General features: G+C 65.1%; 18 protein-coding genes and 1 tRNA gene. 4 read left to right on the forward strand and 15 right to left on the reverse strand.

Going from position 1 to position 20,798, the window contains the following annotated elements; genetic code table 11:
* Positions 1-4: 4 nt before the first annotated feature.
* From F4U94_RS13060 to F4U94_RS13075, 4 genes are all read right to left on the reverse strand, one after another.
* Complete coding sequence (locus F4U94_RS13060) at positions 5-3,109, reverse strand: efflux RND transporter permease subunit (RefSeq protein WP_120250665.1); 3,105 nt, start codon at positions 3,107-3,109, stop codon at positions 5-7.
* Positions 3,109-4,170 carry an efflux RND transporter periplasmic adaptor subunit gene (locus F4U94_RS13065; RefSeq protein WP_120250666.1) on the reverse strand — a complete coding sequence of 354 codons (1,062 nt, stop codon included), beginning with the start codon at positions 4,168-4,170 and terminating at the stop codon, positions 3,109-3,111. Before F4U94_RS13065 ends, F4U94_RS13060 begins: the two co-directional genes overlap by 1 nt.
* Before the next feature lie 96 nt (positions 4,171-4,266).
* Complete coding sequence (locus F4U94_RS13070) at positions 4,267-5,004, reverse strand: TlyA family RNA methyltransferase (RefSeq protein WP_120250667.1); 738 nt, start codon at positions 5,002-5,004, stop codon at positions 4,267-4,269.
* Complete coding sequence (locus F4U94_RS13075) at positions 5,004-7,049, reverse strand: protein-disulfide reductase DsbD family protein (RefSeq protein WP_120250668.1); 2,046 nt, start codon at positions 7,047-7,049, stop codon at positions 5,004-5,006. Before F4U94_RS13075 ends, F4U94_RS13070 begins: the two co-directional genes overlap by 1 nt.
* A 77-nt stretch (positions 7,050-7,126) precedes the next feature.
* On the opposite strand from F4U94_RS13075, the gene F4U94_RS13080 reads away from it, so the two are divergent.
* Positions 7,127-8,800, forward strand: a complete 1,674-nt coding sequence (locus F4U94_RS13080; RefSeq protein ID WP_120250669.1) for an alkaline phosphatase family protein — start codon at positions 7,127-7,129, stop codon at positions 8,798-8,800.
* A gap of 171 nt (positions 8,801-8,971) precedes the next feature.
* Here F4U94_RS13080 and epsC read toward each other — a convergent pair whose 3' ends face one another.
* The 9 genes from epsC to F4U94_RS13125 form a co-directional block, all read right to left on the reverse strand.
* Positions 8,972-9,979 carry a serine O-acetyltransferase EpsC gene (gene epsC, locus F4U94_RS13085; RefSeq protein ID WP_232015717.1) on the reverse strand — a complete coding sequence of 336 codons (1,008 nt, stop codon included), beginning with the start codon at positions 9,977-9,979 and terminating at the stop codon, positions 8,972-8,974.
* Positions 9,980-10,086: 107 nt separating this feature from the next.
* Positions 10,087-11,400 carry an ATP-binding protein gene (locus F4U94_RS13090; protein WP_120250671.1) on the reverse strand — a complete coding sequence of 438 codons (1,314 nt, stop codon included), beginning with the start codon at positions 11,398-11,400 and terminating at the stop codon, positions 10,087-10,089.
* On the reverse strand, positions 11,397-12,107 hold the full coding sequence (locus F4U94_RS13095) for a response regulator (protein ID WP_056683259.1): 711 nt from the start codon (positions 12,105-12,107) through the stop codon (positions 11,397-11,399). Before F4U94_RS13095 ends, F4U94_RS13090 begins: the two co-directional genes overlap by 4 nt.
* Positions 12,108-12,287: 180 nt before the next feature.
* Entirely contained in the window at positions 12,288-13,121 is an 834-nt protein-coding gene (locus F4U94_RS13100) for a TorF family putative porin (RefSeq protein ID WP_120250672.1), read from the reverse strand.
* Between the two features lie 294 nt (positions 13,122-13,415).
* Positions 13,416-14,912 (reverse strand): SulP family inorganic anion transporter, encoded by a 1,497-nt coding sequence (locus F4U94_RS13105; RefSeq protein WP_120250673.1) that lies wholly within the window; start codon positions 14,910-14,912, stop codon positions 13,416-13,418.
* Positions 14,913-14,915: 3 nt separating this feature from the next.
* Positions 14,916-15,614 carry a carbonic anhydrase gene (locus F4U94_RS13110; RefSeq protein ID WP_120250674.1) on the reverse strand — a complete coding sequence of 233 codons (699 nt, stop codon included), beginning with the start codon at positions 15,612-15,614 and terminating at the stop codon, positions 14,916-14,918.
* A gap of 182 nt (positions 15,615-15,796) precedes the next feature.
* Complete coding sequence (locus tag F4U94_RS13115) at positions 15,797-16,507, reverse strand: response regulator (protein ID WP_120250675.1); 711 nt, start codon at positions 16,505-16,507, stop codon at positions 15,797-15,799.
* Positions 16,504-16,956 carry a hypothetical protein gene (locus F4U94_RS13120; protein ID WP_120250676.1) on the reverse strand — a complete coding sequence of 151 codons (453 nt, stop codon included), beginning with the start codon at positions 16,954-16,956 and terminating at the stop codon, positions 16,504-16,506. The genes F4U94_RS13115 and F4U94_RS13120 overlap by 4 nt, the downstream gene beginning before the upstream one ends.
* A 134-nt stretch (positions 16,957-17,090) precedes the next feature.
* Positions 17,091-17,612: a 3'-5' exonuclease family protein gene (locus tag F4U94_RS13125; protein WP_232016075.1), complete on the reverse strand. Its 522-nt coding sequence runs from the start codon at positions 17,610-17,612 to the stop codon at positions 17,091-17,093.
* A 223-nt stretch (positions 17,613-17,835) separates the two neighbouring features.
* Between F4U94_RS13125 and F4U94_RS13130 the strand changes: the two genes are divergently transcribed.
* Positions 17,836-18,804 carry a magnesium and cobalt transport protein CorA gene (locus F4U94_RS13130; RefSeq protein ID WP_120250678.1) on the forward strand — a complete coding sequence of 323 codons (969 nt, stop codon included), beginning with the start codon at positions 17,836-17,838 and terminating at the stop codon, positions 18,802-18,804.
* 139 nt (positions 18,805-18,943) lie between these two features.
* Here the strand turns inward: F4U94_RS13130 and F4U94_RS13135 are convergent, their stop codons facing one another.
* The gene (locus tag F4U94_RS13135; RefSeq protein WP_232015718.1) at positions 18,944-19,456 is read right to left on the reverse strand and encodes a thioredoxin family protein; all 513 of its coding nucleotides are present in this window, start codon (positions 19,454-19,456) and stop codon (positions 18,944-18,946) included.
* A 186-nt stretch (positions 19,457-19,642) separates the two neighbouring features.
* Here F4U94_RS13135 and F4U94_RS13140 point away from each other — a divergent pair, with 186 nt between their 5' ends.
* Both F4U94_RS13140 and map read left to right on the forward strand, forming a co-directional pair.
* Positions 19,643-19,855 carry a ParD-like family protein gene (locus F4U94_RS13140; RefSeq protein ID WP_120250679.1) on the forward strand — a complete coding sequence of 71 codons (213 nt, stop codon included), beginning with the start codon at positions 19,643-19,645 and terminating at the stop codon, positions 19,853-19,855.
* Entirely contained in the window at positions 19,852-20,631 is a 780-nt protein-coding gene (map, locus tag F4U94_RS13145) for a type I methionyl aminopeptidase (RefSeq protein ID WP_120250680.1), read from the forward strand. Before F4U94_RS13140 ends, map begins: the two co-directional genes overlap by 4 nt.
* A 44-nt stretch (positions 20,632-20,675) precedes the next feature.
* Here the strand turns inward: map and F4U94_RS13150 are convergent.
* Positions 20,676-20,752: transfer RNA gene (locus tag F4U94_RS13150), tRNA-Arg, on the reverse strand.
* Positions 20,753-20,798 lie beyond the last annotated feature (46 nt).

Consider the following 20,798-nt stretch of genomic DNA (forward strand, 5'->3'; position numbering starts at 1 on the left):
GCCATTATTCAGCGGGTTCCGGCGAATCCTTGAGCGCCGAATCCAGCTTTCGACTGACGGTTTGCGGAGAAACCGTCCGCTTGGCAACGCGGGAATAGAAGATCGGAATGAGGAAAAGCGTGATGAGCGTCGCCAGGCTGACGCCGAACACCACGACGGTGCCGATCGAGTGGCGCGCGGCCGCCCCTGCCCCGCCGCGAATGACCAGCGGCACCGCACCGATGACGGTCGCGATGGAGGTCATCAGGATCGGGCGCAGGCGGCGTTTGGCGGCTTCGCGAATGGCCTGCGCAACCTCCATCCCCTCGTCGCGCAGCTGGTTGGCGAACTCGACGATCAGGATGCCGTTCTTGGCCGCCAGACCCACCAGCATGACGATGCCGATCTGGCTGTAGAGGTTGATCGACCCGCCCATGATCGCCAGCCCCAGCGCGCCGCCCGCTACGGCCAGCGGCACGGTGGCGATGATGACGCCGGGATGGATGAAGCTTTCGAACTGCGCGGCCAGCAGCAGATAGACGATCAGGATGGTGAGCCCGAAGACCAGCCAGATCGACCCGCCGGTTTCGCGCAGCGACTGGCTTTCGCCGCGATAGCCGATGGCCAGCACTTCGGGCGACTGACGCGCCTGATCCTCCAGGAAGGTCAGCGCCTGCCCCAGCGATGTGCCGGGCGCCAGCGCGGCGGTCAGGGTGATGGCGCGCAGCTTGTTGTAGCGGTTGAGCTGACGCGGGCCGGCGACTTCGCGCACCGTGACCAGCGCGGACAGCGGCACCAGCGCGCCGGTGCGGGAGCGGACGTTGATCCGCTCCAGATCGGCCACGGTCCGGCGGCCGTCCTCCTCCGCCTGCACCAGCACGCGATACTCCTCGCCCCGGTCGACATAGGTGCCGACGCGGCGGGAACCGAGCAGGCTTTGCAGCGCCTGGCTGACATCGTTCACCGATACGCCCAAGTCGCCGGCACGGGCCAAATTGGCCTCGATCCGCATCTGCGGCTTGGTTTCCTTATAATCGCTGTCGACGTTGATGAGGCCCGGATAGTCGGCCGCCGCCGCCATGATCCGGTCCCGCGCGGCGACCAGCCCTTCATAGGTGGAGCCGGCCAGCACGATATTGACCGGCAGGCCGCGCCCGCGCCCCAGCCCCGATCGCGGTGCCGCATTGCCGCGCACGCCCGCCTGATCGGCGATCACCTTGTTCACGATGGTCGCGACTTCCGCCGTGGTAATGGTGCGGTCTTCCCATGGCCGCAGGAAGGCGATGACGTTGCCGCCATTATAATCGTCGGTCGCGCCGAAGCCCGACGGGGTGCGGATGACCAGGTTCTGGAGCGTGCCGTCCTTGCGCAGGAAGGCCAGATCATCCTCGATCTTCTTCATATAGGCCATCATGCGGGCAAAGCCCGTACCTTCGGGCGCGCTGATCTGCGCTTCCACCACGCCGGTATCCTCGGCGGGGGCCAGTTCGCTCGGCAGACGGGTGAAGAAGAAGCCGGCCACGCCCAGGAAGAGGAAAACGCCCAGCAGCGGCAGCAACGGCTTGCCCAAGGCGCCGTCCAGCCAGCGGGCATAGCCATGTTCCAGCCGCTGGAACCGATCGTCGATCCAGCGCGCGAACCGCCCGCGCTCGGCGGTCTTGAGCAGCTTGGAACACATCATCGGCGCCAGGCTCAAGGAGATGAAGCCGGAAAAGGCGATGGCCGCGATCATGGCGATGGCGAGTTCGCGGAACAGCAGGCCGGTCTGGCCGGCCAGGAACATCACCGGCACGAACACGGCGCAGACGACCAGGGTGGTCGAAATGATGGCGAAGCCCACCTGCCGGGTGCCCAGATAAGCGGCGACCAGCGGATCGTCGCCCTGCTCGATGCGATGATAGACATTTTCCAGCACGACGATGGCGTCGTCCACCACCAGACCGATCGCCAGCACGAAGGCGAGCAGGGTCAGCAGGTTGATCGACAGGCCGAGCAGCCACATCACGGCGCAGGTGGCAAGCAGGCAGATCGGCACCGTCACGGCCGGGATGATCGTCGCGCGCACCGACCCCAGGAACAGGAAGATGACGAGGATGACGAGCAATGCCGCCTCGATCAGCGTGTCGTAGACATTGGCGATGGCGCGTTCGATGAACAGGGATTCGTCGGTGCCGATGGCGACGCGCATGCCCTGCGGCAGGGTCGGCTCCAGTTCCTTGATCAGCGCCTTCGCCTTCTGCGCAACGGCCAGCGTGTTGGCGCCCGACTGGCGGATGATGCCGATGCCGATCGCGGTGCCCTGGTTCGACCGGAAGCTGGTATAGGGGTTTTCCGCCCCTTCCTCGATCCGGGCGACGTCGCCCAGACGCACCTGATAGCCGTCTGTCCCGCGCCCCACGACCAGCCCGGAAAATTCCGCCGGCGTGGCGAAGGGCCGTTCGACGCGCAACGTCTGGTTCTGATCCTTCGATTCGAACCGGCCGGCGGGCAGTTCCACATTCTGGCTGCGCAGCGCCGCTTCCACATCGGCCGGGGTCAGGCCGAAAGCGGCCAGCTTTTCCGCGTTGAACCAGATGCGGGTCGAGGGCCGCGCTTCGCCGCTGATGTTGACGCGCGCGACGCCGTCGATGGCGGCGAAACGGTCGGCGACATTGCGGTCGAGATAGTCGCTGATCTGGATCGCGGTCCAGCCGGGACGGGAGAAAGCCAGGAAGAGGATGGCGCGCGCATCGGAATCCACCTTGCGGATTTCGGGCGCCAGCGCGTCTTCGGGCAGATCCTCCACCACCGAACCGACACGATCGCGCACGTCATTGGCGGCGGTATCGATATCGCGGGATGGATCGAATTCGATATTGATGTTGGACGTGCCGTCCTGCGACGTGGAGGTGATGGTCTGGATGCCCTGCACCCCTGCGACCGCATCCTCGATCAGCTGGGTGATGCGGCTTTCCACCACGGAGGCTGCCGCGCCGGTGTAACTGGTTTCGACCGATACGATCGGCGGATCGGTATCGGGATATTCGCGGACCGACAGGCTCATCCAGCCGACGACGCCGACGATGCAGAGCAGCACCGCGACGACCGCGGCGAAGACCGGGCGACGGACGGAAAGGTCGGACAGCTGCATCAGCGCGCGCCCTTGCCCGATCCGTCCTTGGGCTTTGCATCATTTTTGTCGCCGGCCAGCCGCACGGTGACGCCATCGGTCAGCTTGACAACGCCTTCGGTCACGACTTTCTGCCCCGGCTTCACCCCGCCTAATATCTCGACCCGGCCGTCCTGGCGGATGCCGGTGCTGACCTTGGTCCGCTTGGCCGTGCGATCTTCGACGATGAAGACGAAGCGCTCGTCGCCGTCACCCACGACCGACAGTTCGGGCACGGACAGCGACTGGCGCTGACGGGCCATCACGCTGACGGTCAGCAACATGCCGGGCTTCAACGCCTTGTCGGGGTTGGGCAGGATCGCGCGCACCTTCACCGCGCGGGTGGCGGGGTCGATGACCGGGTCGATCGTGGCAATGGTGCCGTTGAACGGCCGGTCGGGCCAGGCGGCGGACACGGCCTTGATCGGCATGCCATCCCGGATCATCGCCAGCCGGGTTTCGGGGATGGTAAAATCCAGCTTGATCCGGCTGATGTCGCTGACCGTGGCGATCGCCGTGCCGGCCGTCACGATCGCGCCGGGCGATACGGTGCGCAGCGACACCCACCCGCCGAAGGGCGCACGGATCACCCGGTCGCCGATCGAGGCGCGCGCCAGTTGCGCATTGGCGCGGGCGGCATTGGAGAGCGCGACCTGCTGTTCCAGCGTGGCGCCGGTGGCAAAACCGCGATCCTTGAGCGCCTGTATGCGCTGCAGTTGCTGGCCGGCCTGAAGCGCGGTCGCCTCCGCAGAGGCGAGTTCGGCCTGTTCCTGACCCACCGCGAGACGCGCGATCACCTGCCCCTTGGCGACGAAACCGCCATCGGCGAAGTTCAGCGCCTCGATCCGTTCCGTCACCGGCGCGGACAGCACGACCTGTTCATTGGCGAGTGCGGTGCCGACCGCCTCCAGATCGTCGGTAAAGCTGGTGGCCGCGATTGGCTGGATTTCCACCAGCGGAACGGCGCGCGGCTTCTGCTGCTTCTCGCCGCTGCAACCGGCAAGACAAAGGGCGGTGAGAATGACAGGCAAATAAGGGCGCATGGCGGAGGGCTATCGGGCCTTTCGGGGCGACACAATGGGAAGCTTTGTCGCAATATGTATCAGTATATGTCGGGGCAGAGAACGAAGCTGAACCCGTTATCCACCAAGCCGGGCGTAGAGAAGAAATTCCACATTGCCCTGCGGTCCGGTAATCGGACTTTGCGTCAGTCCCGCGACGGTCCAGCCCTGCGCCACGACCCAGTCCTGCACCTCCGCGCAGACGCGGTCATGCACGGCGGAATCGCGGATCACGCCATTCTTGCCGACCTCTTCCCGCCGCGCCTCGAACTGCGGCTTGATCAGCGCGACCATCTGCGCGCCGGGCTTGGCGAAACCGATCGGCTTTTCCAGCACCTTGGCCAGGCTGATGAAGCTGGCGTCGCACACGATGATGTCCACCGGCTCGGGGATATGGGCGTCGGTCAGGATGCGGGCGCTGGTCTGTTCATGCACGATGACGCGGTCGTCGGAGCGCAGCTTCCACGCCAGCTGGTTGGTGCCGCTGTCGACGGCATAGACTTTCGCCGCACCGCCCGTCAGCAGCACGTCGGTAAAGCCGCCGGTGGAGGAGCCGACGTCGATGGCGACGAAGCCGGTGACGTCGATACCGAATTCCTCGATCGCATGGGCCAGCTTGATGCCGCCGCGCGATACCCAGGGATGATCGCGGCCGCGCACGTCCAGCTCTGCATCGGCCGCGACCTGCTGCCCGGCCTTCTCCACCTTCTTGTCGCCCAGGAAGACGAGGCCGGCGAGGATGAGCGCCTGCGCACGGGCGCGGCTTTCAGCCAGGCCATTGTCGACGAGCAACTGATCGGCGCGCACCTTCGCCATCAGCGCACCAGCGCAGTCAGAGTGGCGGGGGTCAGCAATTGCGGCAGGGTCTGCGCCTCCTTGCCCGGCGCATAATAAAGATAGAGGGGGACGCCCGAGCGCCCCTGGCTTTCCAGAAAGCGGGTGATGGCGGGATCGGCATTGGTCCAGTCGCCGACCATCACGGTGACGCCGGCCTTGTCGAAGGCGGCGCGGGTTTCAGCCCGGTCGATGGCCGCGGCCTCGTTCGCCTTGCAGGTCAGGCACCAGTCGGCGGTGAAATAGAGGAAGACCGGTTTGTTGACGGCGCGCAGTTCGGCGAGTTTCGAGACAGCGAAAGAGACAGTGGAATCGCCTGCTTTCGCGACGGCCGGCGCGCTGGTCGGCAGGGCGTAGGCGGCGCCCGCCAGGATCGCCAGACCGGCGATGGCAGCGATCAGGCCCCCGCCCTTGCCCAGCCGCTGGCGACCGCCCAGTCCCCAGAGCAGCAGCGCCAGCAGCAAGGCCGCCGCCAAGCCGATGGTCATGCCCGGCACGCCGCGCTGCTGCCCCAGCAGCCAGGCGAGGCCCAGCGCGGTCAGGAACATGGGAATGGCCAGGCATTTCTGGAACGTGCCCATCCATCCGCCGGGCTTGGGCAATCGTTTGCGAAGTGCCGGCACATAAGCGAGCAGCAGGAAGGGCAGCGCAAGGCCAAGGCCCAGCCCCGCGAACACCGCCAGCGCGGCGGGCAAGGGCAGCAGCAGCGCCGCGCCCATCGCCGCCGCCATGAACGGCCCGGTGCAGGGCGTCGCGACGAAAGCGACCAGCGCGCCGGTCCAGAAGGAACCGGCGACGCCGCCCTTCCCCACCAGGCCCTCGCCACCGCCATAGGCGCGCAGCTCGAATAGGCCGGCAAGGTTGAACGCGATCCCCGTCACCAGCAGCAGCAGCGCGAGGATGATGCGCGGATCCTGCAACTGGAACGCCCAACCGACCGCGCCTCCCGCCGCGCGCAACGCCAGCAACAGGCCGCCCAGCGCAAGGCAGGTGAGGATGATGCCGGCGGTGTAGGCCAGCGCCTCCCGCCGGACGGTGCGTTCGTCGCCGCCGGCCTTGGCCAGCTTCATGGCTTTGAGGCCCAGGATCGGGAAGACGCAGGGCATGATGTTGAGCAGCAGACCGCCCAGCAATGCGCCGCCCAGCGCAGCGAAGATCGCGCCCCATTTGCCACCGTCCGATGCGCCACCTGCAACATCGCCCGGCTTGGCCGTCAGCAGGAAGCCGACATGGTCGCCCGTCCGCAACACAGCCTGAACGGTGTCGCCTTTGGCGCCATCGGCCGCGTCGGTTTCCAGCAGCAGTTGATCGCCCTGCCGCGTCACCGTCTGCGCGGCGGCGTTGCGGATCAATCCTTCGGCCAGCGCAAAAAGATGCACGTCGCGCGCCTGCGCGCTCGCCGGGAAGGGAACGGACAGGCGCAGCTTGCCGTGCTTGATCGCATAGGTGGCCTCCGACCCCAGCGGGCGCGGCAAATGGGTGCGCCAACCGTCGAAGCGCGCGCGCGTCGCCGTCACGACCTGACCGTCACCGACCACCAGTTCCAGCGTCAGGTCGCCGCCTTCGGGCACGCACACCTTGTCGGTGCAGGCCAGCCATTGCGCCGATGCCTTCACCGACAGGCGCGTGCCGGATGCCATGCCAGCCGCGACCTTCAGGTCCGCCAATATCGCATAGGGGCCTTCGTAAACATGGTTCATCAGGCCCGAGATCAGCAGCGTTTCGGGCACTGGATAGCGCAAGGCGCCGACGGTCACGCCCTTGGGCAGAGTCCAGTCCACGGTCATGCCCAGGCCCGCGTCGCCTGGATTTTCCCAATAGCCGTGCCAGCCCCGTTCGGGCACCATGGCAAAGGCGATGGTCGTGCCCTCGCCCGCCTTTGGCACCGCGCTCTCCGCCACCAGCGTGGCGGCGATATGCGCCGCACCGCCGCCGAAGGCGCTTTGCGCCGTTGCAGTGGGAGCATGGGCGGTGGACAGGCCTGCCAACAGGGCAAGCGTCATGAATATGACTTGAAAAATCCGCATCGGGCCTCTGGTCGGTCAGGTGCAAGGGGGCTAGGTCGCTCCCCATCCGCCGTCAAGGCATGAGAAGGTCATAGAATATGTTGAAACGAGTCGCCGCCGCCCTGTTGCTTGCTACCGCCATGGCGCCCGTCACGCCCGTCGTGGCACAAAGCCCGGCGCCCGCGCCCACCGCAACCCCCGCGCCTGCGACCGCTCCGAAGCTGATCGTCGCGATCAGCGTCGACCAGTTTTCCGCCGATCTGTTCAGCGAATATCGCCAATATTATACGGGCGGCCTCAAGCGTCTGACCAGCGAAGGCGCCGTCTTCCCGCGCGGCTATCAGAGCCATGCCGCGACCGAAACCTGCCCCGGCCACTCCACCATCTTGACCGGCAGCCGCCCGTCGCGCACGGGCATCATCGCCAATAACTGGTTCGACCTTGGCACCAAGCGCGAAGACAAGAATGTCTATTGCGCCGAGGATGAGAGCCAGCCGGGCACCGACAGCGACCATTATGAAGCATCGCCGCTTCATCTGAAGGTGCCGACTCTGGGCGGTCGGATGAAGATCGCCAATCCCGCCACGCGTGTCGTGTCGGTATCCGGCAAGGACCGCGCCGCCATCATGATGGGCGGGCCGACCGCCGACCAAGCCTGGTGGCTCAGCCCCAAGGGCTATGTCAGCTACAAGGGCGTGTCGGTTCCGCCGCTGGTGGCCAAGGTGAATGACGTGTTCGCCCAGCGGCTGGCGCAGCCCAATGCCGGGTTCGAGTTGCCCGCCCAGTGCGTGTCGAAGGATTTCGCGGTGCAGGCCGGCAATCGCTCCGTCGGCACCGGCCGCTTCGCGCGGCAGGCGGGCGACTATAATGGTTTCCGTATCTCGCCGGAGCAGGATGCGCTGACCCTGGCCTTCGCCGCCGCCGCGATCGACAGCATGAGCCTGGGCAAGCAGGCGCAGACCGATATCATTTCGATCGGCCTGTCGGCGACCGACTATGTCGGCCACACCTACGGCACCGAAGGCACCGAAAGCTGCATTCAGGTCGACCGGCTGGACCGCGAACTGGGCGCCTTCTTCGACAAGCTGGACAAGGACGGCATCGACTATGTCGTCGTGCTGACCGCCGACCATGGCGGCCATGACCTGCCCGAACGCCACCAGCTGAATGCGATGCCGATGGAACAGCGCGTGGACAAGGCGCTGACGCCTAAGGCGCTGAACGCGACCATCGCCGACAAGGTCGGCATGACCGGCAAGAAGGTCATCTGGGGCGATGGGCCGGCCGGCGATCTCTATTTCGACAAGGGGCTGACCACCGCCCAGCGCGCCAAGGTGGAGGCTGCGACGCTGACCTATCTGCGCGCCCATCCGCAGGTGCAGACCGTCTTTACCAAGGCGGAAATCGCCGCCACCCCCTCCCCTTCCGGCCCGCCCGAAAGCTGGAGCCTGATCCAGGAAGCGCGCGCCAGCTTCTACCCCGCGCGGTCGGGCGACCTGCTACTGCTGCTCAAGCCGCGCGTCATGTCGATCCCGGAAAGCGCCGTGATGGGCGCGGTCGCCACCCATGGTTCGCCCTGGGACACGGATCGTCGCGTGCCGATCCTGTTCTGGCGCAAGGGGATGCAGCATTTCGAACAGCCGCTGGGCATCGAAACGGTCGACATCCTGCCGACGCTGGCCGCGCTCATCAAGCTGCCGGTGCCCAAGGATGAGATTGACGGCCGCTGTCTGGACCTGATCGCGGGCGAAGGGGATAGCTGCGCGCAGTAAGGCGCGTTAACCGAAAGCCATATTGTTCCCCCTCCCGTTTACGGGAGGGGGTTAGGGGGTGGGCAGGACGTCGCGATTGCCCACCCCGCTGCGACTAACGCGCTACGCGCGCAAGTCTCGCTACCCCTCCCGCGAGCGGGAGGGGAATAGCCTACCACCCACATCCGACCTTCAAATATTCTCCCCGAACCCGTCCGTCGCTTCCTCGACCAAGGCATGTACGCGGTGGGGGGCGGATACCTGGACGCGGCTGGTCACTTCATACTGCGCCTTGGCCTGGCGGACGTTGGAGTCGGCGGGCACGCTGTCGGTCAGCCACACATTGCCGCCGATGACCGATCGGCTGCCCACGATGATCCGCCCCAGCACCGTCGCGCCAGCGTAGATCACCACATCATCCTCGATGATCGGATGGCGCGGCAGGGCCTTTTCCAGATGGCCCTTCTCGTCCGCGGGGAAGCTGCGCGCACCCAGCGTCACGCCCTGATAAAGGCGCACCCGCGCGCCCACGATCGCCGTTTCACCGATCACCACGCCGGTGCCATGGTCGATGAAGAAGGATGGGCCGATCTTGGCGCCGGGATGGATGTCGATCCCGGTCTTGCCATGGGCGATTTCCGACACGATCCGCGCCACCAACGGCGCGCCCAGTTCATAGAGGCGATGCGCCAGCCGGTGATGGATGATCGCCAGCATGGACGGGTAGCAGATCAGCACCTCATCCACGCTGCGCGCAGCCGGATCGCCCAGAAAGGCCGCGTCGACATCGGTGTCGAGCAAGGTGCGCAGCGCCGGCAGGCCGTCGGCAAAGGCCGATATGATCCGCGCCGCTTCCTTGTCCACCGCCTCGACCGGCTGCCCCTTCAGCGCGTAAATCTGCTCCAGCCGGATCTGGCCATGGAGGCGGCTGAGGACGGTTTGCAGCGTTTCGGCGACATAGGCGTCCTCATTATGCAGGCGCACATAGCCGGGGCCGAGCCGCAGCGGGAAGAGTGCGCCGCAGAGCGATTGGGTGATCTTCGCCATATTGTCGCGCGAGGGGAAGCCTTCCGCCCCATATTCGGCATGATGTTGTTGCGATTGGCGCCAGCGGCTGCGCGCCGCGCTCAATTCCGCGACCAGCCTGTCCACGTCCCAATACCCCTCGACGATGCGATCGTCGTCCTGTCCGTCTGCCATTATATCCGCCTTCATGCGCTTATTGCCGGGGGCATAGCGTGGTGACGGGGACAGGGATAAACGAGTTTTGCTTGGGGCCGAACAGATTCTCTTTTGTCGGCGCGCGCCTAACGCGGCAGGTACAGGCAGATTTCGGCGCGCAAGCCGCCTTCGGGCCGGTTGGCGAGGATGAACTGGCCGCCCTCCGCCGTCACCGCCTTCTGCACGATGGCAAGGCCAAGGCCCAGCCCGCGCGTGTTGCGCTGGCGCGCATCGTCCAGGCGGGAAAAGGGCCGCAACACTTCCTCCAGCCGCTCGCGCGGGATGCCGGGGCCGTCATCATCGACCCGGATCAGCACTTCATTGCCCTTGCGCTCCAGCGAGACGCGGGCGCGATCGCCATAATGGAGCGCATTTTCGATCAGGTTGCGTACGGCCCGGCGCAGCGACAGGCCGCGCACTTCCATCTCCAGATGGTCCGGACCATTATAGTCCACGTCCTGATCATGATCCTGGAACGCATCGACGATGGTGGCGATGCTGACGGCGATGTCGGTGCGGACCGGCGGCTCGGGATCCTTCTCCCCGCCCAGGAAGGCAAGCAGCGATTCCAGCATCGCCCCCATTTCCTCCAGGTCGCCGCCCATGGCGTGCTGTACTTCGGGATCTTTCACCAGCTCCAGCCGCAATTGCAGCCGGGCGAGCGGCGTGCGCAGATCATGGCCGACCGCCGCCAGCGTTTCCGTCCGTTCGTCGATCAGGCGATGCATGCGCGCCTGCATGGCGTTGAAGGCGGTGATCAGGTTGCGCACATCGTTGGTGCCCGCTTCGGGCACGATCACTTCGGAACCACGACCGATCCGGTGGGTCGCATGGGTCAGGTCGCGCAACGGCGCCAGCGTCCGGCGGATCAGCAGCAGGCCCGCCAGCAGCAACGCCAATACGGGGATCAGCGCCAGCCCCAGCCGGCCGATGGTGAAGGCCCATTTGCCGCCGCTGTGATGCATGCCGAAATAAAGCCAGCTGCCATCATGGAGTTGCAGCCCGCCATTGATTTCCGAATGACGCCCCGGCGTCAGGCGCAGCCACAGGCCGGATTTTTCCAGGCCGGGTTCCCAGTCGATGATCTGGCGTCGCATCCGCTCCAGTTCGGGCGACAGCGGCGGCGGCGGCGGCGCGGCCGGCGACCAGTGGATATCGTAGCGATCGGTGGTCAGTTGCAGGCCCAGCGCGGGCCGCTCGCCGCGTGGCTGTTCGACCAGCAGCTTGCGCGCGATGACCAGATGTTCGGCCAGACGTCGGGCCTCGTCATCCTGCAACGACAAATGGCTGGCCCGCTCATAGACGAGCGTGCCCACCGCAAATTCCAGCGTAACGGTCAGCAGCAGGATCGCGCAGAGCCGGCCGAGCAGGCCGAGCGATCCCCTGAACTGTAGTTTCAAGCGCGGCTGACCTCTGCATTGAACATATAGCCCACGCCGCGCACGGTGGTGATCGGCGCGCCCTTGTCCTGCGTGGACAATTTGCGGCGCAGGCGGCTGACCAGTACGTCGATGCTGCGGTCGGAGCTGTCGCCCATGCGGGTGCGGGACAGTTCGATCAGCCGTTCCCGCGCGATGACGCGCTGCGGATGGCTGAGGAAGGAACCGAGCAGGTCGAATTCCGCCCCGGTCAGTTCCACGATGGCGCCGGTGGGCGAGCGCAGTTCGCGGCGGGGGAAGTTGACGCTCCAGCCGTCGAAATGGGCTTCGCTCTCCCGATGCTCGTCCGGGCCGCGCTCCACGCCGACGCGGCGCAGGATGGCGCGGATGCGGGCGATCAGTTCCCGCGTGCCGAAGGGCTTGGGGAGGTAATCGTCTGCGCCCAGTTCCAGGCCGACGATGCGGTCCGTCTCGCTGCCCTTGGCGCTGATGAAGATGATGGGGACGTCGCTCTTGCGGCGGATCTGACGGCACAGGTCAATGCCGTTGGTGCCCGGCAGCATGACGTCCAGCACGACCAGATCCACCGGGCCGGCGTCGAAGGCCACCCACATTTCCGGACCGGACGATGCGGGGCGCACCTGATAGCCATGTTCCTGAAGCGCGCGAGCGGTCAGCGTGCGCAGCGGCGGATCGTCTTCGACGAGGATGATCGACGGGGCGGTCATGAAAGCGTCAGCGCACAAAATGTCATGATCTGGAGATAGGCCCGGCCGGATCGGGGGTCAACCGCACGACCCCGGCCAATGGGTCAATCGCGACTGGAGCAACAATTTGTCACGACAGCGAAAAGGGCCGGCCCGACGGGGTGTCGGACCGGCCCTTTCGTTCGGCTCAAGGCCGCAGGATCAGAAGGCCGCGGTCAGCGACACGACGAAGCGGCTGCGCGCGATCGAGGAGCCATCGGCGTCCGAGAAGTTCGGGCGGATGTAGTTTTCCTCGACGCGGGCGATGTCGGTGTCGACATAGGCGAGGCCTACGGTCAGCGGCGTGCCGGGGATGGCGACGTCCGCGCCGACCAGCCAGTCCATATATTTGCCGGTGGGCGCCAGCGAGGTGCCGTTGGGGCCAAGGCCGCTATTGCCGTTCGACCAGCCCAGATGCGCCTTCAACGTGACCGGCGTGTTCGGGATCGAACCGCTGACATCGCCCCAGACGTAGAAATTGTCTTCCTTGTCACCCGGATTGAAGATGGTGCAATCCGCGTCGCTGCACCACTTGCCCAGCGCCTGCTGCTTGGGCGCATAGGCGACGCCGACCAGACCCTTGACCGGGCCGACCTGGCTGGATAGCTTCACATAGGGTTCGGCGAAGTCGGTCTTGTTGGCACCCGACGGATACATGTACCAGGTCAGACCGACGTCCAGCGTGGTGGTTTCGGTCAGCGGAATGGCGTAACCTGCGAACAGGTCCAGTTCCATGTTGGATCCGCCGAACGTGCCCCAGCCCGACAGGTTGGAGGCCCAGGTGCCGGCATAGGCGCCGCTTTCATGCGTCAGCGTGATGCCACCCTGAACGGCCATGCCCTTGTCGGTCTGCGACACGCCACGGAAACGATAGTCGGACACGAGGCCGACGCTGCCGGATACGGTGACGGGGCTGGCGGGTTCTTCCTGTGCGAAAGCCGGGGCGCTGGAAAGGAGCGCGAGGGCGGCACAAGCGATTTGGTACTTCATGAACATTCCCCTTTTACGTTGGAATGTTCCGTCCTGCATCCGCCGCCCAGGGATCTGTTTTGATCGCCCCCGATGCCAGCGGATATCCATGGACTATGCCGTCCCGCCCGCCACGCAAACCGCTTTTGCCGCAGTTGCGAAAGGATCGGAGCCGCTGTTGTAAGCAAGGCACGGTTCTTTGCTGATGCGATAATGTAATATTGCTATTATGTTTCCATGCGCATTTGAGACAAAAACAAACCGCCGCGCCTGAGGTCAGGCACGGCGGTTCGACAGGTCGCCCAAGTGGTTGAGGGGGGGTCAGGCGACCAGCTGGCGCATCCGTCCGGTTGCGCCGAAATATTCCACCTGCGCGCCTGTGCCACGACGGCGATCGACCCATTCGCGCAGCATTTCCGCGCAGGTATGGTCGATATGGCCAAGCCGCTCGACATTCAGGATGACGAGGCCGGCGGTCGGCAGCGATTCCAGCTTGGCCGACAATTTTGGCAGGCTGAGAAAGGTCGCCGTGCCGCGCAGCGCCACTTCATGCGCTTCGCCACGGCTTGCATCCTCGACCTTCAGGCGCAGGCGGGTCGCATGCGGCAGCAGTTCCAGCATCGACAGGCCGATGCCCACCAGCACGCCGGTCAGCAGGTCGGTCGTCACGACGCAGATCAGCGTCGCGGCCCATACGATCGCGGGCAGCGGACCGTAGAGGTGGAAGAGATGCTTGACGTGGGCCACGCTGACCAGGCGAACGCCGGTGATGACGAGGATGCCGGCCAGAGCCGCCATCGGGATTTCACGGAGCAGCCAGGGCAGCAGCGCCACGAAGCCCAGGATCCAGACGCCATGCAGGATTGCCGACAGGCGGGTCTTCGCACCGGCCTGCACGTTGGCGGACGAACGAACGATGACCCCGGTCATCGGCAGCGCGCCGGCAAAGCCGCAAAGCAGGTTGCCCACGCCCTGCGCGCTCAATTCCTTGTTATAATTGGTGCGCACGCCATCATGCATGCGATCGACGGCGGCGGCCGACAGCAGGGTTTCGGCGCTGGCGATGAAGGCGATGGCGATCGCGGTGGTGATGACGGTCGGGTTCAGCAGCTGCGCCAGCAGGCCCTGTTCGGGCAGGCTGACCGCCGCGACGATCGATTCGGGCACGACGACGCGCGCGACGTCCAGGCCCAGCGCGAAGGCGACCAGCGTCGCGGCGACCACGCCGACCAGCGCGCCCGGCACCAGCTTCATCGAGGCGGGGCGGAACTTCTCCCAGCCCAACATGCTGAAGATGGTGACGAGGCCGACGGCGAAGGCCGTGACGGTATCGCCGTTCGACAGGCCCAATATCTGGCCCGGCATGGCGATCAGATTGTGCAGGCCGCTCGACAGCGGCTTGTCATCGAACAGCACATGGAACTGGCCGACCACGATCAGCACGCCGATGCCCGCCAGCATGCCGTGCACGACGGCGGGCGAAATGGCGCGGAACCAGCCGCCGACCCGCAACAGACCTGCGACGACCTGGATCGCGCCCGCCAGAATCAGGATCGGGCCGAGGGCCGAGAGGCCCTGTTCCCGCACGATTTCAAAGACGATGACGGCAAGGCCGGCGGCCGGGCCGCTGACCTGCAATGGCGAACCCGCCAGCAGGCCGACGACGATGCCGCCGATGATGCCGGTGATAAGACCCTTTTCCGGCGGCACGCCGGACGCGATGGCGATGCCCATGCAGAGCGGCATCGCCACCAGGAAGACGACGATCGACGCCGTAAAATCGCGGCCGAAATTGCCGCCGGAAAGAGCCTTCAACATGATTTACTCCGCCGCTTGGGCATAAACCGATTCGCCGGCAAGGCGACGGCCGTGGGGAAGTGCGACCTGCATCGGCTGGCCTTCGCGCAGGGGCGAGAAGCGACCGGTTTCGCCGTCCAGGCCGAGCACCTGGCCGGCGTGAATATCGACATACCAGCCATGCAGCGCGATTTCGCCACGGGCGATGCCCGACGCGATCGACGGATGGGTGCGCAGATGCGCCAGCTGAACCACGACATTTTCCAGCGCCATGTTGCGCAGCTTTTCCGCGTCGCTCAGGTCCGTGGGATAATTTTCGCGGCACACCTTCTGCGCAGCATGGCTGTGACGCAGCCAGGCGGCGACGTTGGGCATGGACGTCAGGTCGGCGTCGGTGGCCAGCGCCTTCATCGCGCCGCAATCGCTATGACCGCACACGATGATGTCGCGCACGCCCAGCACCATGACGGCATATTCGACCGTCGCGGTGACGCCGCCCAACTGGCTGGCATGCGGCGGCACGATGTTGCCCGCGTTGCGGCACACGAACAGGTCGCCGGGCGCGGCCTGCATGATCTGTTCGGGGACGATGCGCGAATCCGCGCAGGAAATCATCAGCGCCTTGGGGCTTTGGCCATGGTTGGCCAGCTGGTTGTACAGCGTGCTTTCGCTGGGGTAGACTTTGGTTTCAAAGTCAAAAACGCGACCGATAAGCTCGTTCATGGAGTCTATCCTCTTCTTTGAATGACTATTTCCGGCCAGGGGGCGGACCGGTATAGTGTGAAGAATAGACAAGCGGTTTTGCTGCGGCGCAGCGGGATTGTTAAAAACTATGTCTGGCCAATGAAACGAAGCGGATTGCGCAAAACCGCGAAAAATGGCGGTTTTGCGCAATCCTTTGCTGGTCAGCGCCGGTCGACCACCGCGCTGAACATGTATCCGACCCCGCGCACAGTAACAATCGGAGCGGAGCGACCGCCCTCCCCCAGCTTGCGCCGGAGCCGGCTGACCAGCACGTCGATGCTGCGATCGGACGAAGGCGTGTCGCGCACCCCGGCCAGTTCCATCAGGCGAGTGCGGGCGATCACCGTCTGGGCATGATCCAGGAATACCGACAACAGCGAAAATTCCGCCGCGGTCAGATCGATTTGCTTGCCTGTCGGGTCGGACACCTCGCGCCGGGCGAAGTCCACCACCCAGCCTTCGAAGATCGCCTCGGTCTGGCGACGCAGGCCCAGCGCCCGCTCGCCACGACCGCGCCGCAGCACGGCGCGCAGCCGCGCCGCCAGTTCGCGCGCCGAATAGGGCTTGGCCATATAATCGTCGGCGCCCAGTTCCAGCCCGACCACCCGGTCAACCTCCGAACTGTTCGCTGCGACCAGGATGATCGGCACGTCGCTGCGTTCGCGTACGTCGCGGCACAGATCCAGCCCGTCCGGCCCGCGCAGCGCCGCATCCAGTACGAGAGCGCCGACCGGGGTAGTGGTCAGCGCGCTGTAAATATCATGAGCAGACGCCGCCGGCAGCGCGCGAAAGCCGCTCTGCTCGAGATATTCGCGTATTTTCTGCCGCAGATCCTGATGCGTCTCTGCGATCAATATCAGCGGTGGACTCATCCGCCTTTTACAGCGCCCTTGGTCAGCGCGCGCACGCCGTCCAGTTCGTTCACCAGCACGGCGCGATCCTGCTGCGCGACGGCGACCGCTTCGGCCGACCGGTCCGCCACATGGCGCGCGACCTGCGCGTCGATCTGGTGGCGGGCGGCGGCACAGGTGCCGGCATAGCTGCCCGACATGGGCGCGAAGCGGTGGATCGCCTTGCCAAAGGCGGGGATCGCCTGACCCTGGGCCGCGACCGCGCGATTGACGGTGACGTCGGCCTGCCAGCGGCAGACGGGTATGGCGCCGCGATTGGCAAAGCGCGGCTCGACTTCGCGCAGGCTGATCGCCGGCTGGGCATGATAGCTGGCGGTATAGGCCTGCGCGCCATGGCTGATGTCGGCGCTGTGGATGGTGCTGGGGGCAGCGGCAAGGGCCGCTACGCTGGATAGCAGGATAAGGAACATGGATTTCTCCTCCGCAACATCTGCGCTCCGTTGGCCGGGCAGATGTGGATGCCAGAAGGATTAAGGCTGGCAAATGTCTCCGTAATTTGCCGGACGTAACAAATCATTGCTGAAGCCCGGTTTCAGGCAATGATTCATTGCGCCGCCAGCAATATCGGCTGTGGCGCCGGCAGCACGACGCCGCGAATATGGGCGATCAGCGCGGACAGCCACAGCGCATCACCGGCCGCGCGGTGCCGGGTCGCCCCCTGCCCATCGGCAAAGGCGACGGCAGCGCCGACGCGCGCTTCGTCCGCGCGCTCTTCATCGAACAGGGTCGCGACATGCTGAATGGCAAAAGGCGACGGCGCTCCTGCCGCGGCGGCCAGCGTATCGAGCCAATATTGGTCGATCAGGCTGTCGGCCAGGACGCGGCAGCCCTGAGTCGCGGCGACCAGTTCGGCCAACACCACCGATGCGGGCAGCCCTTCCTGCGCGATTCGTTCACGGCTCAGGCCGTGCAACGCTTCGGCTTCGGGCGTCCAGTCCCATCCGGCCCAATCGTCATGCGGGCGGATCAACCAACTGCGCGACATGCCGCCATCCGCGATACCCACTTCGATCGGGTAGGACCGTCCATGGCGTGGCAGGCAGGACGCCTCGAAGTCGATAGTCATGATGTGCAAGGCACAGCTCCATATATTCTCGTGCGGCCTGCCCTCTCCAGCATGTGCCGCGCGTTTTTCTATGCGCCCCTTTCGCCCGCAACTATGTCATGGCGAAGTCAATCGCCAGCCCCTTCAGCAAAAATCATATGGGTTGAAGCAGGGATGCGGCGAAAGGCGCGACGATGACGCCAATGTCTGCTAGTCGGCGGAAACCAAAGGGAAACACAGCGCCATGACCGTCATCGCCGCCTATCTCTATCGCAACGGCCAGCGGGTCCGCCCGGTGGCGATCGACGAACGGATCGACTGCGCGCCCGACAAGTCCGAATTCATCTGGATCGGGATCGCCGACCCGACCAAGGACGAAATGCAGATATTGGCGCGCACCTACGGCCTGCATCCGCTGGCGGTTGAGGATGCGATCAACGCCAACCAGTTGCCCAAGGTGGATATTTATGGCGACCAGCTGTTCGTGGTCGCGCGCACCGCCCATGTCGAGGGCGACGCCATCTGCTATGGCGAAACCGCCCTGTTCGTGGGTCACAGCCATATCATCAGCGTCCGCCATGGATCGGCCCGTGCCCATCTGGCGCTGCGCGAGGAGTTGGAGGCGGTGCCATCCCGGCTCGCGCAGGGGGTGGATTATGTGCTGCACGCCATCCTCGACTTCATCGTCGATGGCTATCTGCCGATCATCGAGGGGATCGAGGAGGAAGTGCTGGAGATGGAGCAGCAGATGATCGACCATTTCCTGCGCCGGGAAGACATCACCCGCATTTTCAGCCTGCGTCGCCAGTTGATCCGTTTCCAGCGCATATTGTTGCCGATGCAGGAGGTGGCGACCAAATTCGTGAAGATGGACCTGCCCTGCATCGATCCGGAAGCCCGCCCCTATTTCAGCGACGTGCGCGACCATGTCCGCCGCGTCCAGACGATGGTCGATGATCTGCGCGAAATCCTGAACAGCGTGTTCGAATCCAGCAATCTGCTGGAGCAGCAACGTACCGGCGACATCACTCGGCAACTGGCCGCCTGGGCCGCGATCCTGGCCGTGCCGACCGCGATCGCCGGCATTTACGGCATGAATTTCGAGCATATGCCCGAACTCAAGAGCGTATATGGTTATCCGGTGGTGCTGGGCGTGATCGGCTTGGTCTGCACCCTGCTCTATAGCCGGTTCAAGAAGCTGAAGTGGCTGTAGTCAGCAGCGGCGCGACCCTTCCGCGGATCACCAGTTCGTGCGGCAGATAGTCGTTCACTCATTGCCTATCCCCTGCCAGATGCATCGCCAGCGCCGCCATTACTGGCCGGTGTAGCGTCGGGCAGTCACACCCACTGGGTCAAACCCATTGGGCAAGCCAGTCCGCCAGCGCCTGCGGCGTCATGTGGCGCGCATCGGACAGCGCGAACAGATGGCCATCGTTCAGCAACCGGTCGGTCTTGGGATCGACCACCAGCAGCGCCGGCACTCCCTTCAGCTTGTCGATGCCATAATGGCCGGCAATCTGCTGATTCTTGTTCAGCCGGCCGATATCGACCGTCACCACCTCATAATGGCGTTGCAGGAACGCCTTGACCTCCGGCAGATCGAACACGCCGGCCAGCACGCGGCAATCGGGGCACCAATTGCCGCCTAGGTCGATCAGCAGTCGCTTGCCCTTGGCCCGTGCGCGCGCCTTGGCGGCGGCGACATCCCGGTCGGCATCGGCCTTTTCGTCATAGGGCAAGGGTAGCGGCTGGCGCAGCGCCTCAAGGCTTGTTGCCGCCACCTTCGGCGCCCGTGCCGCCTGCAATGGCGCAACCGCGACAACACCCAATGCCAAGATCGTCCCGAAACCGATAACCGCTTTCACATGTCACTCCCGATACAGTCGGGGCACAATGTCGCCGGCCCGGCCCGCGATATAATGAGAATCCCTCATAAGCCGGCCGGCCATGCTCAACCCAGGCACATGATCGCCGATGTGGCGCCCACCCTTGCCATCTGCGCCATCCGGAATATATGAAGCATATATGATTCATATATTCCGGATGATCTGATGGGCATCGTCAATATAGAAGATGAGCTGCACGAGCAGCTGCGCAAGGCCAGCAAGGCGTCCTACCGATCGATCAACGCGCAGGCCGCCTTCTGGATCAGGATCGGCATGCTGTGCGAAATGAACCCGCAGATGAGCTTTCAGCAGATCGTTGCGCGCGAATATAAGGAGGCGGGCGTCGATCCCGCCATCGTCGCGGTGCCGGCGGGATGATCAAGACCCCTGCCGAAATCGAGATCATGGCGGAGGCCGGCCGCCTGCTGGCGTCGGTCTTCACCTGGCTCGACGACCAGCCGCTTGCCGGTCGCACGACGATGGACGTGAACGATGCGGTCGAGCGCCTGATCGTCGACCAGTTGCAGGCGCGGCCCGCCAGCAAGGGCCAATATGGCTATGGCTTCGTCCTCAACTGCTCGATCAACCATGTCGTCTGCCATGGCGTCCCCTCGACGCAGGAAGTGCTGCGCGCAGGCGACATCGTCAATTTCGACATCACGCTGGAAAAGGGCGGCTATATCGCCGATTCCAGCAAGACCTACATGATCGGCGACGTGACGCCCGCCGCCCGCCGGCTGGTGAAGACCACTTATGACGCGTTGTGGCAGGGCATCGGCGTGGTCCGACCCGGCGCACGCCTGGGCGATATCGGCCATGCGATCGAGCGTCACGCCAAACGCGCCGGCTATTCGATCGTGCGCGACTATTGTGGCCATGGCATCGGCACCGAAATGCACGAAGACCCGCAGATCCTGCATTTCGGCAAGCCCGGCAGCGGCATGATGTTGAAGGAAGGCATGGTCTTCACGATCGAGCCGATGCTGAACCAGGGTCGCCGCATGGTACGCACGGAGGATGACGGCTGGACCGTCGTCACCACCGACGGCAAGCTGTCCGCCCAGTTCGAACATACGGTGGCGGTCACGGCGACCGGCGTCCGCGTCCTGACCCTGCGCCCGGACGAAAAACCGCCCGCGCTTGCGCGAGGTTAGCCAAGCGGGCGGATGCCCACGCCGGCGCATGAGACTGTAAAAGATGGTGCACCCGACGGGATTCGAACCCATGGCCCTTAGATTAGGAATCTAATGCTCTATCCTGCTGAGCTACGGGTGCCCGGCGACGGCTCTATTGCGCGATGGCGCGCCGGTCAATTCTCGGC

This window comes from Sphingobium limneticum (assembly GCF_008710155.1).
In the GTDB taxonomy this organism is placed as follows: Bacteria; Pseudomonadota; Alphaproteobacteria; order Sphingomonadales; family Sphingomonadaceae; genus Sphingobium; species Sphingobium limneticum.